At 72.2% G+C, this 20,651-nt stretch carries 15 protein-coding genes and 1 pseudogene; 12 read left to right on the forward strand and 4 right to left on the reverse strand.

Translation table 11 applies throughout. The features are described 5' to 3' along the window. Positions 1-35: 35 nt before the first annotated feature. On the reverse strand, positions 36-1,835 hold the full coding sequence (locus tag ACWIHY_RS24700; RefSeq protein ID WP_454377848.1) for a S8 family serine peptidase: 1,800 nt from the start codon (positions 1,833-1,835) through the stop codon (positions 36-38). A 429-nt stretch (positions 1,836-2,264) separates the two neighbouring features. Between ACWIHY_RS24700 and ACWIHY_RS24705 the strand changes: the two genes are divergently transcribed. Both ACWIHY_RS24705 and ACWIHY_RS24710 read left to right on the forward strand, forming a co-directional pair. Then, positions 2,265-3,050, forward strand: a complete 786-nt coding sequence (locus tag ACWIHY_RS24705) for a sulfite exporter TauE/SafE family protein (protein WP_454377849.1) — start codon at positions 2,265-2,267, stop codon at positions 3,048-3,050. A 122-nt stretch (positions 3,051-3,172) separates the two neighbouring features. Continuing rightward, a pseudogene (locus ACWIHY_RS24710) lies at positions 3,173-3,433 on the forward strand (DoxX family membrane protein); the annotation flags it as partial. 129 nt (positions 3,434-3,562) lie between these two features. On the opposite strand, the gene ACWIHY_RS24715 reads toward ACWIHY_RS24710, so the two are convergent. Continuing rightward, complete coding sequence (locus tag ACWIHY_RS24715; protein ID WP_454377850.1) at positions 3,563-4,438, reverse strand: oxygenase MpaB family protein; 876 nt, start codon at positions 4,436-4,438, stop codon at positions 3,563-3,565. A gap of 263 nt (positions 4,439-4,701) precedes the next feature. Here ACWIHY_RS24715 and ACWIHY_RS24720 point away from each other — a divergent pair, with 263 nt between their 5' ends. From ACWIHY_RS24720 to ACWIHY_RS24740, 5 genes are all read left to right on the forward strand, one after another. Next, complete coding sequence (locus ACWIHY_RS24720) at positions 4,702-6,486, forward strand: N-acetylglutaminylglutamine amidotransferase (protein ID WP_454377851.1); 1,785 nt, start codon at positions 4,702-4,704, stop codon at positions 6,484-6,486. After that, positions 6,459-8,552, forward strand: coding sequence for a prolyl oligopeptidase family serine peptidase (locus ACWIHY_RS24725; protein ID WP_454377852.1), 2,094 nt, complete (start codon positions 6,459-6,461; stop codon positions 8,550-8,552). Before ACWIHY_RS24720 ends, ACWIHY_RS24725 begins: the two co-directional genes overlap by 28 nt. Before the next feature lie 266 nt (positions 8,553-8,818). Then, positions 8,819-9,247 carry a DUF6153 family protein gene (locus ACWIHY_RS24730; RefSeq protein WP_454377853.1) on the forward strand — a complete coding sequence of 143 codons (429 nt, stop codon included), beginning with the start codon at positions 8,819-8,821 and terminating at the stop codon, positions 9,245-9,247. A gap of 86 nt (positions 9,248-9,333) precedes the next feature. Then, the gene (locus ACWIHY_RS24735) at positions 9,334-9,984 is read left to right on the forward strand and encodes a DUF305 domain-containing protein (RefSeq protein ID WP_454377854.1); all 651 of its coding nucleotides are present in this window, start codon (positions 9,334-9,336) and stop codon (positions 9,982-9,984) included. Between the two features lie 112 nt (positions 9,985-10,096). Next, positions 10,097-10,750, forward strand: a complete 654-nt coding sequence (locus tag ACWIHY_RS24740) for an aspartate/glutamate racemase family protein (protein ID WP_454377855.1) — start codon at positions 10,097-10,099, stop codon at positions 10,748-10,750. A gap of 517 nt (positions 10,751-11,267) precedes the next feature. Here the strand turns inward: ACWIHY_RS24740 and gndA are convergent. After that, complete coding sequence (gndA, locus tag ACWIHY_RS24745) at positions 11,268-12,710, reverse strand: NADP-dependent phosphogluconate dehydrogenase (RefSeq protein WP_454377856.1); 1,443 nt, start codon at positions 12,708-12,710, stop codon at positions 11,268-11,270. Between the two features lie 377 nt (positions 12,711-13,087). Between gndA and ACWIHY_RS24750 the strand changes: the two genes are divergently transcribed. Next, entirely contained in the window at positions 13,088-14,308 is a 1,221-nt protein-coding gene (locus tag ACWIHY_RS24750) for a transglycosylase family protein (protein ID WP_454377857.1), read from the forward strand. Here the strand turns inward: ACWIHY_RS24750 and ACWIHY_RS24755 are convergent. After that, positions 14,278-15,357, reverse strand: a complete 1,080-nt coding sequence (locus tag ACWIHY_RS24755; RefSeq protein WP_454377858.1) for a DMT family transporter — start codon at positions 15,355-15,357, stop codon at positions 14,278-14,280. The genes ACWIHY_RS24750 and ACWIHY_RS24755 overlap by 31 nt on opposite strands. A gap of 197 nt (positions 15,358-15,554) precedes the next feature. On the opposite strand from ACWIHY_RS24755, the gene ACWIHY_RS24760 reads away from it, so the two are divergent. From ACWIHY_RS24760 to ACWIHY_RS24775, 4 genes are all read left to right on the forward strand, one after another. After that, the gene (locus ACWIHY_RS24760; protein WP_454377859.1) at positions 15,555-16,271 is read left to right on the forward strand and encodes a (2Fe-2S)-binding protein; all 717 of its coding nucleotides are present in this window, start codon (positions 15,555-15,557) and stop codon (positions 16,269-16,271) included. Positions 16,272-16,305: 34 nt separating this feature from the next. Then, positions 16,306-17,472 (forward strand): glycogen synthase, encoded by a 1,167-nt coding sequence (gene glgA / locus ACWIHY_RS24765; protein WP_454377860.1) that lies wholly within the window; start codon positions 16,306-16,308, stop codon positions 17,470-17,472. An 18-nt stretch (positions 17,473-17,490) separates the two neighbouring features. Further along, positions 17,491-18,708 carry a glucose-1-phosphate adenylyltransferase gene (glgC, locus tag ACWIHY_RS24770; RefSeq protein WP_454377861.1) on the forward strand — a complete coding sequence of 406 codons (1,218 nt, stop codon included), beginning with the start codon at positions 17,491-17,493 and terminating at the stop codon, positions 18,706-18,708. A gap of 142 nt (positions 18,709-18,850) precedes the next feature. Beyond that, entirely contained in the window at positions 18,851-20,344 is a 1,494-nt protein-coding gene (locus ACWIHY_RS24775; protein ID WP_454377862.1) for an SDR family NAD(P)-dependent oxidoreductase, read from the forward strand. Positions 20,345-20,651 lie beyond the last annotated feature (307 nt).

The following is a 20,651-nucleotide window of genomic DNA, read 5'->3' on the forward strand; positions in this document are numbered from 1 at the left end:
CCCCTGATCAGTGCAAATGTGTCGTATTAAGCGTCTCAGAAGGTGAGACCCCAGCTGTCGATGTAGCCGGTGTCACCCGACGCCACGTCGCGCACCTGGAGCTTCCAGGTGCCGTTGGCGACCTCGCTCGACGCGTCGACCGTGTACGTCGTGATGACGTTGTCGGCGCTGTCCGAGGACGACGAGGCCTTCAGGTTGCGCACGGTGCCGTCCGGAGCGACCAGGTCGACGACCAGGTCGCCGCGCCAGGTGTGCTTGATGTCCACGTCGACCTTGAGGGCGGCGGGGGCGTTGCCGGTGCGGCCGGTCACGGCCAGCGAGGACGAGACGGTCGTGTTGTCGCTGATCGTCACGTTCGCCGCGTTGGTGAAGGTGGTGCCGCCAGGGGTGGTGGTGCCGGTGACGGCGTTCACGGTCTTCGCCGTGTCGGCGATGCCGGAGCCGCAGCCGCCGGTGCAGGTGCCGGGCAGCGGGCGGGCGTTGGCCTTGATCGCGGACTCGATCTCGGCCGGGGTGAGCGTGCTCTTGGCCGACTTCAGGAGCGCGGCGAGCCCGGCGATGTGCGGGGCGGCCATCGAAGTGCCCTGGTAGGGCTTGTAGTTCTCGGTGGACTGCGTGGTGGTACCGGAGTTCAGCGTGGAGAGGATGCCGTTCTCGGGGGTGGTGACGGTACCGGGCGTGTCCGTGGCGCGACGGGTCTCGCCGCCGGGCGCGGAGACGTCGACGATGGTGCCGTAGTTCGAGTAGTACGAGCGGTTGCCCTCACGGCTGGTCGACGCCACGTTGATGACGCCGGAGCAGTTGGCGGGCGTGAAGCCGGAGGCGTTGGCGTTGCTGTTGCCCGCCGCGACGACCACCGTGGTGCCGCGCGACACCGCGCCGTTGATCGCGGTCTGGTACACGCTCGGGCAGGTGGAGCTGGCGCCGCCGAGGCTCAGGTTGATGACCTTGGCCGGGGTCGCGTTCGCCGCGACGCCGGGGACGGTGCCGCCGGACGCCCAGGTGATGGCGTCGGCGATGTCCGCCGAGGAGCCGCCGCACTTGCCGAGGACGCGCACGGGCTGGATCTTCGCGCTGTACGCGATGCCCGCGATGCCCTTGGCGTTGTCGGCGGTGGCGCCGATGGTGCCGGCCACGTGCGTGCCGTGCCAGGAGGAGTTGCTCGCCTTGGAGCCGGTGCCGCACTCGCCGTCGGTGGCGTTCCAGTCGCCCTCGTCCTTGGCGTTGTTGTCACGGCCGTTGCCGTCACGGGCGTCCGCGGAGGAGGAGATGAAGTCGTACCCGGCGACGACGTTGCCCGCCAGGTCCGTGTGCGCGGCGTGACCGGTGTCGATGACGGCGACGGTGACGCCGCTGCCGGTGGTCTTGTCCCAGGCGCCGGGGACGTTCATGCCGCCGGTGGCTTCGAACAGGTCCCACTGCTTGCCGTAGTCGGTGTCGTTCGGGGTGACCGCCATCGCGTAGGCGCGGATGTCGGGCTCCACGGACGCGACCGAGGTGTCGGCGCGGAAGGCCGCCATCACCTCGGTGAGGTCCTTCTTGGACGCCTCGCCGCCCAGGTCGACCAGGGCGGCGCCGCCGGCGAGGCGACGCTCGAACGACAGGCTCTCGCCGGTCTCCTTGCCCTTGGCGGCCGCGTCGTTCTTGGCAGCGGTGTTGGAACCGGCCTCGGTGGCCTTGGACTTGTACGTGACGATGACCTTCTCGACCGGGGCGGCCGGGAGTTCGGTCATGGCCTGCGAAGCCGGGGCGGGCTTCGGGGAGGGGCCCGCGGCGGCGGCGGACGCCACGGAGGAGGTGGCAACGACACCGGCGATCGTGGCGGTCGCGGCCACGACGGATATGAGTCTCCGCCTGGAACCGTTCAAGGTGTTCCCTTTCATGACATACGTGCGGAGCGCGGGCGGGCGGCGCGGGAACCGCGGTGCGGCGTGGGGGCCACGGTCCGCGGTTCTGGGCCGGGTCAGCCCGTGCGCCGCCGCCGGCGCTACGACCCTGGGTCAAGGCCGTCCCCGGCGTAACCCACCGTTTACATGCACCTGACACCAAAGGGCCAGGAGACGGGATTCGCCGGTGCGGCAGACAGTAGGGAACGGCGAGATGAACCCGATACGGGGAAAACCCTTGTCGCGCCCCCGAGGGCTCCTCTGCGGGGGAGGGAGACGGCCGGGCGGGAGGCCGCCGGGAATGGAGATCGCCAGGCATGGAGGCCCGGAAAGGTGGCGGCTGGACGGCTCGGGCGTGGCTGTAGCGTCGGCTGCCGCATGGACACCATCACTCTGTGGCAATTCGCTGCGCTCGCTGCCGCGTCGGCCCTCGTCGGCTTCTCGAAGACGGCCGTCAGCGGCGCCAATACGGTCAGTCTCGCGGTCTTCGCCGCCGTGCTCCCGGCGCGCGAATCGACGGGCGTGCTGCTGCCCGTCCTGATCGCCGGGGATCTGATCGCGGTTCTCGTCTACCGCCGGCACGCCCACTGGCCCACCCTGCTGCGGCTGTTCCCGGCGGTCGCGGTGGGCGTGGTGGCGGGTGCGGTGTTCATGCTCTGGGCCGACGACGACGCCGTACCTACGTCGATCGGCGCCATCCTGCTGTTGATGGCCGGGGTCACGCTGTGGCGCCGGCGCACACCCTACGAGGCGGAGCCGGAAGCGGGAAAGGAAGCCGAGGCGGCGGGGGCGGGCACGGCGTCGCGCGGTGGCCGGATCAAGGCCCGTTCGTACGGTGTGCTCGGCGGCTTCACCACGATGGTCGCCAACGCGGGTGGCCCGGTCATGTCGCTCTACCTGCTCTCCGCAGGATTCCGGAAGCTCGGCTTCCTCGGCACGTCGGCCTGGTTCTTCCTGATCGTCAACACCTCGAAGGTGCCGTTCAGTGTCGGCCTCGGCCTGATCGACGCGCGGTCCCTGCTGCTGGACGCGGCGCTGGTGCTCTTCGTCGTCCCGGGCGCGTACCTCGGCCGCACGTGCGTCGACCGGATCGATCAGCGGCTCTTCGAACAGCTGGTGATCGGGGCGACGGTGCTGGGCGGCCTCCAGTTGCTCCTGCGCTGAAACGCCTGTGTGCGGCGACGTGGTGGGCGAGATGCGCCGCGAAATGGTGCGGGAGGTGTGTTTCGTGACGAAAGTGGAGGCTTAGCGCGCCCTTTCACCCCCTTTCGTACCGGGAGAGACCCATGGCTCAATTCAACCGACGGGACGTCGGCCTGCTCGTACTGCGCGTGGGCACCGGCACCGTGCTGGCGGCACACGGCACGCAGAAGCTGCTCGGCTGGTCCGGCGGCGGAGGCGTGGAGGGGGCGGCGACGGCCATGGAGCACGCCGGAGCCGTCGCCGTACACGCGCCCGCCGGGTTCTTCGCCCAGTCGGGCGGCTACGAATACCCCGCGTTCCTCGGCTTCGCCGCGGCTGCCATCGGCCTCGCCGGCCGCCAGCGCGCCGGCGGCCGCCGGGGTCCTCACCAAACGCGGCAAGGAACAAGCGGAAGACGCGGCCGAGCCCGGGATGTAGGCGTGGCCGGCCAATACCCCGGGCGGCGGGTGGCACTCGGTGCCCCCGGCCGGCCGTCAGCCCGGAGTGCGCGGGGGCGGCACCATGGCCCACCGGATCGTCCTGGTCAGCGCGTGCCCGGTGGCACGCACACAGGTCCGCTCCAGGCCCGGCAGGTAGGGCAGCCTGAACGGCTCGCGGGCCCACGGCGGCAGCGTCGAGACCGCGTTCGCGGCGAGAACGGCGTACGGCGCCCGGGCGATCCAGGGCAGGGGCGGGTGCAGCAGAATGTAACGGGCGGCCTCACGGGCCTCTTGAGTGGCGCGCAGCTCGGGGCGGTAGGCGCCCAGCCGTTCGGCCAGCTCCGCCCGCGTGCGCGGAGGGTCGATCACGCCGAGCGCGGCCGCCACGCGCGCGGTGTCGGCTATGTACGCGTCGCAGCCTTCCGCGTCCAGTGGCTGTACGCCGTAGAGCTGGTGGGCGGACAGAAAGCTGTCGACCTCGGCAACGTGCACCCAGGCCAGCAGATGCGGGTCGGCGGCGTGGTAGGCCTCCCCGGCGGCCGTCGTCCCCCGTACCCGCTCGTGCACGGCCCGTACGCGGTCGACCGCCTGCTGTGCGTCGTCCGCCGTGCCGTAGGTCGTCACCGCCAGGAAGGTGCTGGTGCGCTGGAGGCGCCCCCAGGGATCGCCCCGGTAACCGGAATGAGCCGCGACGGCCGCCATGGCGAGCGGGTGCAGAGACTGCAGCAGCAGGGCTCTCAGCCCGCCGATGAACATCGAGGCGTCCGCGTGAACGCTACGGATCGGGCTGTCCGGGCCGAACCAGCGGGGGCCGGGTGTGCCGTGGATCCGGGCCCGTTTTTCCGCGCCCGAGGGGCCCGCGACGCGGGCGAACAGGCTGCTTCCGAGCCGCTGGCGCAGGTAGGAGGTGGCGGGCGAGGACACGTCCATACGGCCAGTATCCGTCGGCCCGGACGCGGCCCGAGGAGGGGTGACCGGCCGCTCGGGACGTGGCGGGTGTGACATACGTGGCTCGTGTTGGGGAACTCGAGAAGTGAGCGACTGACCGAGACCGAACAGAGCGACAGAGCGACTGACCGAGAGAGCAACTGACCGACTGATCGACAGAGCGGCAGCTGCCCGTCGCCCGGCTGTGAGGAGAGGGCCGTGAGTGCTCCTGATCCATTGCCCGCCGCCGACCTGGACGGTGCCGTATGTGCGGACTGAGCGGAGAAATCCGGTTCGACGGTGGGCGCCCCGACATTGCCGGGGTCGAGCGTATGACTGACCGGCTCGCCGCGCGCGGCCCCGACGGGCGGGGCCTGTGGTCACAAGGTGCCGTCGCCCTGGGGCACCGGCGGCTCAAGATCATTGACCTGTCCGAGCACGGCGCCCAGCCCATGACCGACGCGGAGAGCCGCCTCACCGGCGTCTTCAACGGCTGTGTATACAACTACCGGGAACTCCGCGGAGAGCTGGAGGGGCTCGGGCACCGCTTCTTCTCCACCTCTGACACCGAGGTGGTGCTCAAGGCCTACCGCCAGTGGGGTACCGGTTGCGTCGAGCACCTCCTGGGGATGTTCGCCTTCGCCGTGGCCGAGCACGACACGGGCCGCCTGGTGCTGGTCCGCGACCGTCTCGGCATCAAACCGCTGTACCTGGCCGAGGAGATGAACCGGCTGCGGTTCGCCTCGTCGCTGCCGGCGCTGCTCGCGGGCGGCGGCGTGGACACCTCCCTGGACCCACAGGCCGTGCACCAGTACCTGAGCTGGCACGCCACAGTGGCGGCACCGCGGACCGTACTCGCCGGGGTGCGCAAGCTCCCGCCCGCCACGGTCCGGGTCGTGGAACCGGACGGCAGGTACCACGACCACCGCTACTGGCAGCCGTTGTACACCCGCAGACCCGAGCACGCCGACATGGACGCGGCCGACTGGAGGGACGCCGTACGGGACGCTCTGCGCACGGCCGTACGCCGCCGGATGGTCGCGGACGTACCCGTCGGCGTACTCCTGTCGGGCGGCCTGGACTCGAGCCTCATCGTGGCCCTGCTGGCCGAGGAGGGGCAGACGGACCTGGCCACCTTCAGTATCGGATTCGAGTCGGAGAACGGCGAGGAGGGGGACGAGTTCACCTACTCGGACACGGTGGCGAAGGAGTTCGCCACGGAACACCACCAGCTCATGGTTCCCTCCGACCGTGTGTCGGCCGGGCTGGACGGGGCGGTCGAGGCGATGAGCGAGCCGATGGTCAGTCATGACACGGTCGCCTTCCACCTGCTGTCGGAGCAGGTCGCCAAGCAACTGAGCGTCGTACAGAGCGGACAGGGGGCGGACGAGGTCTTCGCCGGCTACCACTGGTACCCGGCGATGGCGGCCGTCGAGCGCGAGCAGGAGCCCGAGACGTACGCCGAGGTGTACTTCGACCGGCCGCACGCGGACCTGGCCCGGATGCTCCAGCCGCACATGCTGGCGGACCACGACGTCTCCGGCGACTTCGTACGCGCCCACATGGCGGCCCCGGGCGCCCAGAGCGCACTCGACGCGGCGCTCCGGCTGGACACCCACGTCATGATGACCGACGACCCGGTCAAGCGGGTCGACAACATGACCATGGACTGGGGTCTGGAGGCCAGGGTGCCGTTCCTCGACCACGAGCTGGTCGAACTGGCCGCCGCCTGCCCGCCCGAGCTCAAGCTCGCGCAGGGCGGTAAGGGAGTACTCAAGGACATCGGCCGCCAGGTGCTGCCGCACGAGGTCGTCGACCGGCCCAAGGGGTACTTCCCCGTCCCGGCGATCCGGCACATGGCCGGCCCCGTCCTCGACCGGGTGCGCGAAGCCCTGTCCGCGCCCGAGGCCCGGCGGCGTGGAATCTTCCGGGAGTCGTACGTCGCCGAGCTGCTGGCAGCGCCCGACACCCACCGGACCAAGCGGGGAGCCAACGCCCTGTGGCAGGTAGCTTTGCTGGAGATATGGCTGCAGACGCACGGAATCAGCTGATCGACGAGCGGGGCGGGCGGCAGCCGAAGGCCGCACCCGCCGCGCCTCCCCGCCTCGCGCCCGGCCCGCCCGGCCCGACCGGATCCCCGGAGCCGCACGGGCCGCCCCCGCCCGCGCCGCCCGGGTCCGGGCCTTCGCCGTTCAGGTCGACGGCTCCCGCCACGGTGCCGCTGCCGGACGCACAGGGGCTCCGGGACGCCCCGACGCCCCTGGTGGTGCACGGCTGCTGGTACCCGTCGGCCGATCCCACGGGCGAACAGGTGGCGTTCATCTGCGACCGGGGCGGCGTGCCCCAGCTGTGGACCTCGTCGGCGGAAGGGAGCGCCGCCCATCTCCTGGACGCCGACCCCGACCCGGTGACGGAGGTGTCCTGGTCGCCCGACGGGCACTGGATCGCGTACACCTCGGCTCCGGGAGGCGGCGAGCACACGCGGGTGCTGTGTGTTCGCCCCGACGGCACCGGGCGCCGGGTGCTCGCCGGCGCCGATCCGGGCCAGTTCGCCCACCTGGGCTGCTGGACACGCGACGGTTCCGCCCTGGCCGTCACCGTCGCCGAACCGGCCCCCGTACACGGCGACACGTCGCGGGGCGGACTGGCCGCCTACCTCGTCGACCCCGGGGGGGCCGTCTCGCCCGTCCTGCTCACCTCCGAGGCCGGGGCCGCCTCCTTGCGGGTGTGCGACGTCAGCGCGGACGGCCGTCTCGCGCTCGTGCGGCGCGGGCCGCGCGGGCGACGCGAAGCGACGGTGCTGCGTACCACCGGTCAAGCGACGGTCGCGGGCACCACCGGCCCGCGGACCACCTGCGTGGTGCCGGTGGCCGACGGCGATCCGTGGATCGGCCGGTTCTCGCCCGACGCACGCACGCTGTGGCTGCGCAGCGACACCGACCGCGAGTTCCCGGCCCTGGTGGCTGCCACGCTGGGGGCGGGCGGCGAACGCACGGGCCTGCGCGTGGCGGCCCAGCGCGACGGCGCGGGCCTCGAACTGCTGACCGTCTGCGACGACGGGACGTCGGCCGTACTGGCCTGGAACGTCCACGGCGCCAGCGAGCTGGAAACGGTCGCCCTGCCCGGCGCGGGTCAGGACGGCGCCGCGCCACCGCGGCCCGTGACGCTGCCTCACGAGGTGGTCACCCGTATCGCTTCCACCGGCCCGAGCGGCAGCTTTCTCGCCCTCGCCGGCTCCCGGCGCCGGCCGGGCGTGTGGAGGCTCCCCGACGGCGCAACCCCTGTCCGGACCGGCTGGTCGGCGCGTGACGAGGACGCCGCGCCGCCGGGCCGTCCGCCGGTGCGACCGGTGCCGGTGCGCCTGCGGGCCCGCGACGGGCTTCCGCTCGGCGGCTGGTACTACCGGGCACCGGAGCGTGATCCCGGACGCCCCGCGCCCTGCGTGATCCACCTGCACGGCGGTCCGGAGGAACAGGAACGGCCGGTGTTCAATCCGCTGTACCACGAACTGCTCGGCCGGGGCCTGGACGTCTTCGCGCCCGATGTCCGCGGTTCCTCGGGATGGGGCCGCTCCTTCGTCGACGCGGACCTGGGCACCGGACGGTTCGCCGCCATCGACGACGTCGCCGACTGCGCCGCGCACGCCGTCGCGGAGGGGCTCGCCGACCTCACGCGGCTGGCGGTGATGGGGCGTTCGTACGGCGGCTACCTGGTCATGGCGTCGCTGGTCTGGCACCCGGAGCTGTTCCGTACCGGCATCGCGGTCTGCGGCATGTCGGACTTCGCCACCTTCTTCGCGGGGACCGAGCAGTGGATCGCCGAGTCGGCGGCAGCGAAGTACGGCCATCCCGAGCACGACCGGGAACTCCTGCACGCGCTGTCTCCCATGACCCGCGCCGACGCGCTGCGGGCCCCGCTGCTGGCCGTCCACGGCGAGCACGACACGAACGTGCCGCCCGGCGAGTCGGAGCAGATGGTGCGAGCCGCCCGCGAACACGGCGTCCCAGCCGAGCTGTTGCTGCTGCGCAACGAGGGGCACGAGTTCCTGCGGGCGGACAACCGGCGGCTGTTCCGCCGCACCGCGGGCGACTGGATGGAACGCCACCTCAAGGACTGAGCGTCCCCGTGCGGCAGGCAGGACCCGCACCCGGCGAAGGTCTCACGTGCGCCGCACGCGTCGACCGGCGCCCGCCACCGCACCCGCCCCCACCGCCGAGGTGGCCGGCCTGCGCGTGGCGGTGCGCCGTCGTCCGCCCCTCCCACCACGGGCAGCCCTCTGCCCGGGGACCGGTGCGTGCGGGTGGCCGTGGCCGGCCGGAGCGGAATCCGTCACGCGTGTCGTCGTCTCGTCGGCGGGCTGCGGCGGCCGCTTAGGATGCCGGTATGAGACAGCAGGCATGGTGCGCGGCCGGGCCCCGTGGGGTGCGGGCGTACCTGCTGCTGGTGCTCGCTGTGCTGGCGGGTGTGGTGGCCATGCACGGCTTGGGGCCCGCTGTCCCTCCGGCGTCGTCATCCGCCACGCTGGATGTCCACCACGCGGTCACCGCCGCGGCTGCGTCGCACTCCGACGGGGCCGGGTGTGCGGACTGCGCCCACGTCCGTCACGACGACGGCGGCGCCGGCGGGCATGCCGAGCACGCCGACTCCACCTGTGCCGCCGGCGGCACGAGTGGCGCGCCCGCGCTGTCCGCGCCGGCTCTGGCCGTCGTGGCGACGTGTCCGACGGCGGACGCACCCGCACCGGTCCCCGCGTCGACGCTGGGCGGGCGGGCACCGCCCACATTGAGCGAACTGCAACTCCTGCGCATATAGGGCGGCCCCGGCGTGCCCGAGCCCCTGTGGCCGGGCCGCCGTGGAGAGCCGATCCCGTTGAGCGCACACACAGGAGTCGCATCACCATGACCGCACACCGTTCCGTGGTCCGCCGTGCCGCCACCGCCGCGGCGGCCGTGGCCACCGCAGCTGTCGTACTCACCGCCTGCGGCGGGGGGGACGACAGCCCGGGCGGGCACAACGGCCACGACAAGGCCCCGTCGCCCTCTGCGTCCGCGTCCGCCTCCGCCGAGCAGGGTGAGCCGGGGGCGCGCAACGCCGCCGATGTCGCCTTCGCGAAGGGGATGATCCCGCACCACCGGCAGGCACTGGAGATGGCCGGGCTGGCGGAGAGCCGGGCGGGGTCCGCCGAGGTCAAGAAGCTCGCGGCAGAGATCAAGAAGGCGCAGGACCCGGAGATCGAAACGCTGTCCGGGTGGCTGACCTCGTGGGGGGAGGAAGTGCCCGACGGGGACGGGGGCGCAGGGCATGCCGGGCACTCGATGTCCGGGATCATGACGGCCGAGGAGATGGCCGGGCTGGAGAAGTCCTCCGGCGAGGCGTTCGACACCGCGTTCCTCGAACTGATGGTCAAGCACCACGAGGGCGCGGTCGAGATGGCGAAGACCGAGCAGTCCGACGGCGTCAACCGGCCCGCCCAGGACATGGCCGCCGACATCGTCACGTCCCAGAGCGCCGAGATCACGCGCATGACCAAGCTGCTCGGCGAGAACTGACCGTACGGTCGCGAACGCGGGGGCGGCCGGCCGCCGCCCCCGCCCTGTGCTGGGCAGGCCAGCGGCTGGAGAGGCGGGGCCCGGCTTTCCGCCACTGGCCTAGCATCGCGGCATGCTCACCCTGCTGCACACGTCCCCGGTCCACGTCCCCGTATTCGACGCCCTGCGCGACCGGGAACACCCCGGCCTCGACCTGCGCCATGTGGTCGACGAGGAACTGCTGGCCCGGGCCCGCTCCGGCGGGCCCGGCGCCGCGGACTCCGCGCTCGCCGCGGTGCTCGCCGGAGCCGTCGACGACGGGGCCACAGCCGTACTGTGCACCTGCTCCAGCATCGGTGCGGCGGCGGAGGCGTACGCCGCGCGGCTCGGCGTTCCCGTGCTGCGCGTGGACCGCCCGATGGCTGCGGCCGCCGTCGCCGCGGCGCCGGAGCGCGACACGGTCCGCATAGCCGTGGTGGCCACCGTGGACAGCACCTTCGGGCCGACGTGCGACCTGGTACGGGAAGAGGCGGACGCGGCGGGGCGGCAGGCGGACCTGCGCACCGTGTCGGCCGAAGGCGCGTGGAAGTACTTCGAGGACGGCGACCGGGAGGGCTACCTGGACCACGTCGCGCGGGCTGTCGACGCCATCACCGGGGTGGACGCGGTGGTGCTGGCGCAGGCCTCCATGGCGGACGCGGCTGCCCGTACTCGTCCGCACATCGCCGTGCCCGTACTCTCCAGCCCGGCGCTCGGCCTCCGCGCGGCAGCGGCGGCCACCCGCTAGCGGCGTCCGCCCGCCACCCCGGAACCACCGCGCGCGATCGGCTCGATCCGCCGCTCGGACGCCGGGCCCGAGCACCGCGCGCCGTCGGCCCGCCGGCCCGTCGGCGACAGGGGGATCGTTTCCCGGTTCATCCGGCCCCCGACGTGTGGCTCCGGCGGGCGGGGGCAGCCGCACGGGGAGAAAGTGGGTCTTGATTCGTCGGATCCGTCACTCAACGGCGACAGGCAGGAGGCCAGTCATGACGCACCCGTACCCCGACCCCGTACCGCCGTCCCCCACGCCGCCCCCCGGTCCCGTCCCCGGCCCGGACCCCGGACCGCTGCCGGACCCCGGACCCCTGCCCGGTCCCGGTCCCGGCCCCGCACCGGGCCCCGCCCCCGGCCCGGAACCGCCCCCTGGCCCCGCACCGGTTCCCGGCCCGGGCCCGGTTCCGCCCGGCCCCGCGCCCGATCCGATTCCGAAGCCGCCGGGGCCCGACCCCGTACCCGACCCGGAGCCGCAGCCGGGGCCCGTCTGATCAGTCGGTGCGCACCTCCGACCGGTCACCGCCCCAGAGGGTGTGGAACGAACCCTCGCGGTCGGTGCGCCGGTAGGTGTGCGCCCCGAAGAAGTCGCGCTGCCCCTGGGTGAGGGCCGCGGGCAGCCGCTCCGCGCGCAGCGCGTCGTAGTACGCGAGCGCCGCCGAGAAGCCCGGCGTCGGTACGCCCTGCGACGCGGCCGCCGCCACCACCGCGCGCCAGTCGTCCTGAGCCGCGCCGATCTCGTCGGTGAACCCCTTGTCGGAGAGCAGGCTCGGCAGCCCCGGCTCGGCGTCGTACGCGGCCCTGATCCGGTCGAGGAACGCCGCCCGGATGATGCAGCCCGAGCGCCAGATCGCGGCCACGGCGCCGAGATCGATGTTCCAGTCGTACGTCTCGCTGCCGGCCCGGATCTGGTGGAAGCCCTGCGTGTACGACACGATCTTGGACGCGTAGAGCGCCTGCTCCACCCGGTCTGCGAAAGCGGCCGCCTCCGCCTCGCTCAGCGGCGTCGCCGTGGGCCCCGGCAGGCCGCGCGACGCCTGGCGCAGGTCCGTGTGGCCGGACACCGAGCGGGCGAAGACCGCCTCCGCGATGCCGGAGACCGGCACTCCCAGATCGAGCGCGATCTGGACCGTCCACCGCCCCGTTCCCTTCTGTTCCGCCTCGTCGGCGACGACATCGACGAACGGCTCGTCGGTGGCGTCGTCGATGTGGGCCAGCACCTCTGCGGTGATCTCGATGAGATACGAGTCGAGGCGGCCGGTGTTCCACGAGCGGAACGTCCTGGAGATCTGCTCGGGGCTGTACCCCGCGACGGCCCGCAGCAGGTGGTACGCCTCGGCGATCAGCTGCATGTCCGCGTACTCGATGCCGTTGTGCACCATCTTGACGAAGTGACCCGCTCCGTCAGGCCCGATGTGGCTGACGCAGGGGGAGCCGTCCTTCGCCTTCGCGGCGATCTTCTCCAGCAGCGGGCCGAGCGACTCGTACGACTCGGTGGACCCGCCCGGCATGATGCTCGGGCCGTGCAGCGCGCCCTCCTCGCCGCCCGAGATGCCCGTACCGACGAAGTGGATGCCGAGCGCCCGCATCTCCTTCTCGCGGCGCCGGGTGTCATCGAAGTGCGCGTTGCCGCCGTCGATGATGACGTCACCGGGTTCCAGCAGCGGCGCGAACTCCCGGATCACCGCGTCCGTCGGGTCACCGGCCTTCACCATGACGACCAGGCGGCGCGGCCGTTCCAGAGCCGCCACGAAATCCTCGGCCTTCTCGGCCGGTACGAACGAACCCTCGTCACCAAATTCTTCGACGAGGGCGTGTGTCTTGGCCGCCGTGCGGTTGTGGACCGCGACCGTGAAGCCGTTGCGTGCGAAGTTGCGGGCGAGGTTGCTGCCCATTACCGCGAGTCCCGTTACACCGATCTGGGCCTTACCACTCATGCGTGAGCTCCTGGTGTGTCCGTGTCTGCGTCCGTGGGGATACGTACCGACGGATCCGGCTGTTCATTGATCCTCAAGCCGCCCGGAGGGTTCCCGCATTCCGCCCCGGGGAAATCACGCGGGCACCGTTCGGGCCCGTTCGGAGGCCGTACGGGACCGGCCGCCACTCCTTCCACGCCCAGGACGCCGTCGGCTTCCGCCCGACGCGGTGCGCGGCGCAGTGCCCGGCCGGAACGGTCACAGGCAGCGGACCGCCCGTCAATATGCCACCGGCAGAGGTGAGTTAGCCGTATGGGCCCTTGTCACGGCAGGCACGGGGCCCGTACTTTTGCCGATTGCGACGAGTCCGACGCGTGACGTGAGTGGGGGAACCGAGCATGGCCGCATCCGGTCGACACCGCCGGTACCAGCCGAGCCGTATCAACCGTGCATCGCTGACGGTCACGGCCGGTGGCGCCGGGATAGCCCTGCCGCTCGTCGCGCCGGGAGCGGCCGACGCCGCTTCGGTGGACGTCTGGGAGAAGGTCGCCGCTTGCGAGTCGACCGGCAATTGGCAGATCAACACGGGCAACGGCTACTACGGCGGACTGCAGTTCAAGCAGTCCACCTGGCAGGCGTACGGCGGCACGGCCCATGCCCCGCGCGCCGACCAGGCCACCAAGGACCAGCAGATCGCCGTGGCCGAAAAGGTGCTCAAGGGGCAGGGGCCCACGGCCTGGCCGCTGTGTTCCGTACGGGCCGGCCTGACTCGTGGCGGCGACGCGCCGGACATCGGCACCGGGCCGAAGTCCGTCCCGAAGGCGGCGCCGCAGGGCAAGAAGTCCGCTGCTCCCACCGGCTCACGCGCCAAGGACTCCGGTCCGGCGAACGAGAAGCCGCAGGGGAAGACGAAGGGCGAGGCGAAGGGCGAGGCGAAGGGGGAGGAGAAGGCGAGGACGTACACCGTCGCCGGCGGGGACACTCTCTCCACCATCGCGGACGCCGAGGACGTCAGGGGCGGCTGGCAGCGACTGTACGCCGCGAACCGCGAGGTCGTCGGTGGCGATCCCGACCTCATCATCCCGGGCCAGCGGTTGTCGCTCGACGGCACGCAGAGATCCAAGCCTGGTTCCAAGACGCGGCCGGGAACCGGCAAGGGAAGTGAGGTCGACCGCGCCTCGGCCACCAGGCCGCCGAAGAAGGAGAGCAAATCCCCGGGGCTCACCGCCCCGGTGGACACCGGCCCCAGTACGCCCTACCGCGCGGCCGGCTCCTCCTGGGCCAAGGGCTACCACACCGGGGTCGACTTCCCGGTGCGGACCGGCACCGCCGTGAGGTCCATCGCCCCCGGCCGGGTCGTCTCGGCCGGCTGGGGCGGGGCGTACGGCTACCAGGTCGTCATCCGGCACGCCGACGGCAAGTACAGCCAGTACGCCCACCTGTCGGCGCTGACCGTCCGCGACGGCCAGCAGGTCGGCGGCGGCCAGCGCATCGGCCGCTCGGGGTCCACCGGCAACAGCACCGGCCCCCACCTCCACTTCGAGGTGCGGACCGGGCCCGGCTACGGGTCGGACATCGACCCGCTGGCCTACCTCAGGGCGGGTGGCGTCACCGTCTGAGTCCGCGAGCGCGGCCGCGCGGGCCGGGGAGCCCGCCGCCGCGGCTGCGTCGCGGTGGCTCCCGCCGACGCTGCCTGCCCCGGCTGCGCCGCCCGTCCTGCCGCTCCGGCCGGCGCCGCCGGCACCGTCCGCGCCGACGACGCCGTCAGTGACGCGGGCGTCTGCGGCGGTACACCCGGCAGCCGCGGCTGCGTGGCCGACCGCTCGGCGTGTGCCCCGAGCCGCTCCGTCGTCAGCAGGATCAGCCCGCCCGCGGCCACGACCCCGCAGCCCAGCGCCAGGGCCGTGCCGGTCGCGCCGTACCGGAAGTGCTCGCCGAAGAGCGTGATGCCCACGGCGGCCGCGACCACGGGGTTGACCACCGTGACGGTGGCGAGCGGGGCGGCCAGGCCGGCGCCCCGGTACGACGCCTGGGAGAGCATCATGCCCGCGGCCGCGAGCCCCGCGATCGTCAACAGGCTCGGCAGCTGCCCGGCCGGTCCGCCGAGGCCGCCCGACGCCGTCCAGTCGACAGCCACGGTCTTGGTGAACACCGAGGCGATACCGAAAGCGGCGCCCGCCGCCGTGGCCAGCACAATGCTGCGTACGACGGCACGGTGCACCCGCTGCGCCACGAGGAACAGCACCGCCACCCCGCCGAAGGTCACCAGCGCCACCGCCAGCCGCTCACCGCCGTCCAGCGACCGCGCGTCGGCCGTGCCCGTCAGCGACAGCAGGCCCGCGAGACCGGCCGACGCCATGATGGCACCGCGCCAGGCGGTTGCCCCGGCCCTGCGGCCCACGAACACGGCGGCCATCGGCAGCGCGAAGACGATGGTCAGCGCGCCCAGCGGCTGGACCAGACTCAGCGGCCCGTACGCCAGAGCCCCGACATGCAGCAGCGCGCCGACCCCGTTGAGCGCCACGGCGGCCCACCACGCGCCGTGGCGCAGCGGAGCGTACGGGCGGCCCGGGGTGGTGGCCGCGACGCGCTCCTGGACAATGGCCCCGGCCGCATAGGCGACAGCGGAGACCACGGCCAGCAGCACGGACAGCGCGAGAGCACTCATGTGCTACACGATCTCTCTTCAAAGCGTTCGCGTCGTCGTCCTGGAGCAGGCATTCGGTCGTACTGCCGACGTAGTACGTGCGTACCTCAGAAGTCCTCCTCCCGGCGGGATTCGCCCGCCCAGAGGTGGAGGACAACCGGCCCCCCACCTGTCACAGCGGCGTGTGAGACTTGCCCCGGCAGAAAGGGCGCAGCGGCATGGACCTGGCAGAAGTGGCATCGGTGGGCGGGTTCTTCGCGCTGCGCACCGAGGCACCCGACGGCGGTGCGCACGTTCCGCTCGCGCGGATCTACGCGGGCGACACCGCACCGCTGACGTTCCGCGTCGGCAAGGTCGCCGCGCGGCTCGGTGCCCCGGAGCGCAGAGTAGCCGCCTCCATCGCACATCTGGGGCTCGCGGCCCGGCTGTGGTCCCTCGCCCTGGGCCCCGCCGCGCTGTACGGCGAGTTCCCCGACCTCCCGCCGGACGGTCTGCGGTGGGACGCGGACCTGACGTCGCCGCACGACCTGTGGCTGGTGGAGCCGCCGCGCCCGCTGCCCGCCACCGCCGACCGCATCCGTGAGGTGGTCCAGCACGGCCATCTCCTACCCCTCGCGGAGGCGCTCCGCCGGGACGGCCGGATCTCTCGCCCGCTGCTTTGGGGCAACACGGGTTCGGCGCTGGCCGGAGCCGCCCGCGAGCTGCACGGCTGGGCGCGGAAGAACGGGCGGCCCGAGGTGGGGGAGCGGGCCCTGGTACTGGCCGCCGAGCTCTTCCGCCACCCGGACCTGCGCCGCACCGGCACCCTGGACGGCGCGTCCTTCCGCCGCCGCAGCTGCTGCCTCTACTACCGTTGCCCGTCCGGTGGCCTGTGCGGCGACTGCGTATTCGAGCGCCCTCCGCAGCGGTCTTCCGTGCAGCCCGTATCTGAGTGACCATCAAGGGAAGGCGACGAACGGGGGAACCGGGGTGAAGGTGGGACTGCTCACCCGCGAGTACCCGCCGGACGTCTACGGCGGAGCCGGGGTCCATGTCGAGTTCCTGGCCCGGGAGTTACGGTCCCTCGCCGACGTCGACGTGCACCGCTGGGGCGAGGGCGACGCCCTCGGCGCGGTCCACGGACACCACCCCGACACAGTCCTCGCGCACGCCAACGAAGCCCTGCGCGCCTTCTCCGTCGACCTGTCGATGGCCGCCGCGCTCGGAGGCTGCGACCTGATCCACTCCCACACCTGGTACACCAGCCTCGCGGGCCACATCGGGAAGCTGCTGTACGGCGTCCCGCACATCATGACCTCGCATTCGCTGGAGCCCCTGCGCCCCTGGAAGGCCGAGCAACTGGGTGGCGGCTACACCCTGTCCAGCTGGGCCGAGCGCACCGCGATCGAGTCGGCCGACGCCGTCATCGCCGTCTCGCGCGGCATGCGCGCCGACATCCTGAGCAGTTATCCGGCGCTCGAGCCCGACCGGGTGCGCATCGTGCACAACGGCATCGACACTTCGCTCTACCGGCCCGACCCGGACACGGACGTGCTGGAGCGCCTCGGCATCGACCAGGAGCGCCCGTACGCCCTCTTCGTCGGCCGCATCACCCGCCAGAAGGGCGTGCCTCACCTGCTGCGCGCGGCCCGCCGGCTCGACCCGGCCACCCAGCTCGTCCTGTGCGCCGGCGCCCCCGACACCCCGGAGATCGAGCGGGAGTTCCGCGAGCTCGTCGACGAGCTGCGCCGCACCCGTGACGGTGTGCACTGGATCGAACGGATGCTGCCGCGCCCGGAAGTCGTCCAACTCCTGACCCATGCGGCCGTGTTCGTCTGCCCTTCGGTGTACGAGCCGCTCGGCATCGTCAACCTGGAGGCCATGGCGTGTGGCACGCCCGTCGTCGCCTCGGCGGTCGGCGGCATCCCCGAGGTCGTCGACCACGGCGGCACCGGGCTGCTCGTGCCGTACGAGGAGTCGGACCCCGAGGGGTTCGAAGCGGGCCTGGCCGCCGCGGTCGACCGGCTGACCGGGGAGCGGGACACGGGGACGCGGATGGGCGCGGCGGGCCGTGAGCGCGCGGTGCGGGAGTTCGGCTGGGACGCCGTCGCGCGCCGTACGGCCGGCGTGTACGAGGAGATCCTCAAGTCCAAGTAGCGACCAAAGGGGCGGCAGATGCGCGGTGGACCTTCGGTGCTCGGGATCGTGCTGGCAGGCGGGGAGGGCAAGCGGCTGATGCCGCTGACCGCCGACCGGGCCAAACCGGCGGTGACGTTCGGCGGCACGTACCGGCTCGTCGACTTCGTCCTGTCGAACCTGGTGAACGGCGACATCCTGCGCAACTGCGTGCTGACGCAGTACAAGTCGCATTCGCTCGACCGCCATGTGACCACCACCTGGCGGATGTCCAGCCTCCTCGGCAATTACGTCACCCCGGTCCCGGCCCAGCAGCGGCTCGGCCCGCGCTGGTACTTGGGCAGCGCCGACGCGATCCTCCAGTCCCTCAACCTCGTACACGACGAACAGCCCGACTACATCGCCGTGTTCGGCGCCGACCACGTCTACCGCATGGACCCCCGGCAGATGCTGCAACGCCACATCGAGAGCGGTGCGGGGGTCACGGTCGCCGGCATCCGGGTGCCGCGCTCGGAGGCGTCGTCCTTCGGCGTCATCACGCCCGCGTCGGACGGGACCCGCATCGAGCAGTTCCTGGAGAAGCCCGCCGACCCGCCGGGCCTGCCGGGCGACCCGCGCCGTGTCTTCGCCTCCATGGGCAACTACATGTTCACCGCGAAGGTGCTTGTCGACGCCCTGCACCGGGACGCCGAGGACGAGCGTTCGGTGCATGACATGGGCGGCTCGATCCTGCCCATGCTCACCGAGCGCGGGGTGGCGCAGGTCTACGACTTCGACGACAACCACGTGCCGGGGGAGTCTCCGCGCGAGCACGGCTACTGGCGTGACGTCGGCACGCTCGACACGTACTACGACGCCCATATGGATCTGATCTCCGACCACCCGCAGTTCAGCCTGCACAACCGGCGCTGGCCCGTCTACACCCACCCCGGCCAGCTGCCCCCGGCCCGCTTCGTGTCCGGCGGCATCGCGGGCGAGTCGATCGTGAGCGCGGGCTGCTGCATCGGAGGCCAGGTCACGCGCTCGGTGCTCTCGCCGGGTGTGGTGGTGGAGGAGGGAGCCGTGGTGCAGGGGTCCGTCCTGCACGACAACGTCCGCATCGGCCGGGGAGCGGTCGTCAGGGGCTCGATACTGGACAAGAACGTCGACGTACCGCCCGGAGCGACGATCGGTGTGAACCCGGAGCGGGACGAGCAGCTCTACACCGTCTCCAGGAACGGCGTCATCGCGCTCGGCAAGGGACAGGTGGTGTCGTAACCGGTTGGTGTGAGATGCGTCGCTGCGAGGGCTCTGTGGGGGCGGGTGGTTTGGCGCCGGGCCCCCCGCTTCCGTAAAGTTCGGATTTTGGTACTTCACATGCGGCACATGCGGCACGAGCGACACGAGGACAGCAGCGGCGATGACGGTGACAGAGGACAGTCCGGCGGCGTACGACGACATCCCGGACGGCCAGGACACCCCGGCGTTCGGCCCCGGCATCGACCCGGACCGCATGGCCGTCTGCCTGAGCGTGCTCGACGAGCTCGACAAGCTGGACGTCGACCACCCCGACGCCGTCGCGGTACGCCGCGCCACCGCCGGTATCTACCGGACCGTGAAGCAGCGCCGCCGCCAGGAGCGCCGCGCCGCGAAGACCGCCCACGACCGCGCCGTCACGCACGCGACCGCGACGGGTTCCGCGGACCGCATCGACGACGAGACGCAGGGCGTCCTGCCGTCGTCGACGGCCACCGCCGAGATCGCGGGGATACTCCAGCGCCCCCGCTCCTGCTACATCTGCAAGACCCGTTACGTCGAGGTCGACGCGTTCTACCACCAGCTGTGCCAGAAGTGCGCCGCCGAGAACCGCGCCCGCCGCGACGCCCGCACCGACCTGACCGGACGGCGCGCACTGCTCACCGGTGGCCGCGCCAAGATCGGCATGTACATCGCGCTTCGGCTGCTGCGCGACGGCGCCCACACCACCATCACCACGCGCTTCCCGAACGACGCGATCCGCCGCTTCAAGGCGATGCCGGACAGCGACGAGTGGATCCACCGCCTCAAGATCGTCGGGATCGACCTGCGCGACCCGGCCCAGGTCGTCGCGCTCGCGGACTCGGTCGCGGCCGAGGGCCCGCTCGACATCCTGATCAACAACGCCGCGCAGACGGTACGCCGCTCCCCGCGCGCGTACAGCGAGCTGATCGGCGCCGAGTCCGCCCCGCTGCCCGCCGGTGAACTCCCGGCCGCCGAGGTCATCGGCGCCTTCGGCTCCGGCGCCCAGCTCTCCCTGCCCACGGCCCGCCCCGAGGGCCTCACCGCCCAGCAGGTCACCGATCTGGCGCTGGTCACGGGCTCGACGTCGCTGGCCAGGATCGAGGCGGGCACGGCGATCGACGCGGGCGGGCTCGTACCCGACCTGGACGACACGAACAGCTGGATCCAGACAGTTTCCGAGGTCGACCCGGTCGAGCTCCTCGAAGTGCAGCTGTGCAACTCGACGGCGCCGTTCATCCTGATCAGCCGGCTGCGGCCGGTGATGGCCGCGTCCGCCGCCCAGCGCAAGTACGTCGTGAACGTCTCCGCCATGGAAGGCGTCTTCAGCCGCGGTTACAAGGGCGCCGGCCACCCGCACACCAACATGGCCAAGGCCGCGCTGAACATGCTCACCCGGACGAGCGCCCAGGAGATGCTGGAGTCCGACGGCATCCTGATGACCGCCGTGGACACCGGCTGGATCACCGACGAGCGCCCGCACCCGGACAAGATCCGGCTCGCCGAGGAGGGCTTCCACGCCCCGCTCGACCTGATCGACGGTGCGGCCCGCGTCTACGACCCGATCGTGCGTGGCGAGGACGGCGAGGACCTCTTCGGCGTCTTCCTCAAGGACTACGCGCCCGCCAACTGGTAGGAATCCGGCACAGGACCGGTGCGGGACGCCCTGGACGGGGCGTCCCGCACCGGTTTTTGCGTTGCGGCGGTCCGTGACGTCCGCTGAACATGGCGTGAAGGGCAGCAGGCCGAAAGGTGACGTAAACCATCGAGCGGAACCGCGCTCATATGGGTACTCTGTTGGTCACGGACAGCCTCACCAAGGCCACTCCAGTCTGAACAACCGGCGCCACCGCGACCGAACTGCCCCATTTTCCTGACCCATCGGGCGCCCAGGTCGTCGTCGGCCCAGGCCGAGGCGACACGTCCGACGGGTTACGCGACAC

This window comes from Streptomyces sp. NPDC055287 (genome assembly GCF_053646035.1).

Excerpts from the sequence above, each read along its gene's own strand:
- ACWIHY_RS24725 (WP_454377852.1), top strand. The coding sequence starts at position 6,459 with ATGGCTGCAGACGCACGGAATCAGCTGATCGACGAGCGGGGCGGGCGG.
- gndA (WP_454377856.1), bottom strand. The coding sequence starts at position 12,710 with ATGAGTGGTAAGGCCCAGATCGGTGTAACGGGACTCGCGGTAATGGGC.
- ACWIHY_RS24740 (WP_454377855.1), top strand. The coding sequence starts at position 10,097 with ATGCTCACCCTGCTGCACACGTCCCCGGTCCACGTCCCCGTATTCGAC.
- ACWIHY_RS24715 (WP_454377850.1), bottom strand. The coding sequence starts at position 4,438 with ATGGACGTGTCCTCGCCCGCCACCTCCTACCTGCGCCAGCGGCTCGGA.
- ACWIHY_RS24730 (WP_454377853.1), top strand. The coding sequence starts at position 8,819 with ATGAGACAGCAGGCATGGTGCGCGGCCGGGCCCCGTGGGGTGCGGGCG.
- ACWIHY_RS24735 (WP_454377854.1), top strand. The coding sequence starts at position 9,334 with ATGACCGCACACCGTTCCGTGGTCCGCCGTGCCGCCACCGCCGCGGCG.
- glgC (WP_454377861.1), top strand. The coding sequence starts at position 17,491 with ATGCGCGGTGGACCTTCGGTGCTCGGGATCGTGCTGGCAGGCGGGGAG.
- ACWIHY_RS24775 (WP_454377862.1), top strand. The coding sequence starts at position 18,851 with ATGACGGTGACAGAGGACAGTCCGGCGGCGTACGACGACATCCCGGAC.
- ACWIHY_RS24720 (WP_454377851.1), top strand. The coding sequence starts at position 4,702 with ATGTGCGGACTGAGCGGAGAAATCCGGTTCGACGGTGGGCGCCCCGAC.
- ACWIHY_RS24760 (WP_454377859.1), top strand. The coding sequence starts at position 15,555 with ATGGACCTGGCAGAAGTGGCATCGGTGGGCGGGTTCTTCGCGCTGCGC.
- ACWIHY_RS24755 (WP_454377858.1), bottom strand. The coding sequence starts at position 15,357 with ATGAGTGCTCTCGCGCTGTCCGTGCTGCTGGCCGTGGTCTCCGCTGTC.
- ACWIHY_RS24750 (WP_454377857.1), top strand. The coding sequence starts at position 13,088 with ATGGCCGCATCCGGTCGACACCGCCGGTACCAGCCGAGCCGTATCAAC.
- ACWIHY_RS24705 (WP_454377849.1), top strand. The coding sequence starts at position 2,265 with ATGGACACCATCACTCTGTGGCAATTCGCTGCGCTCGCTGCCGCGTCG.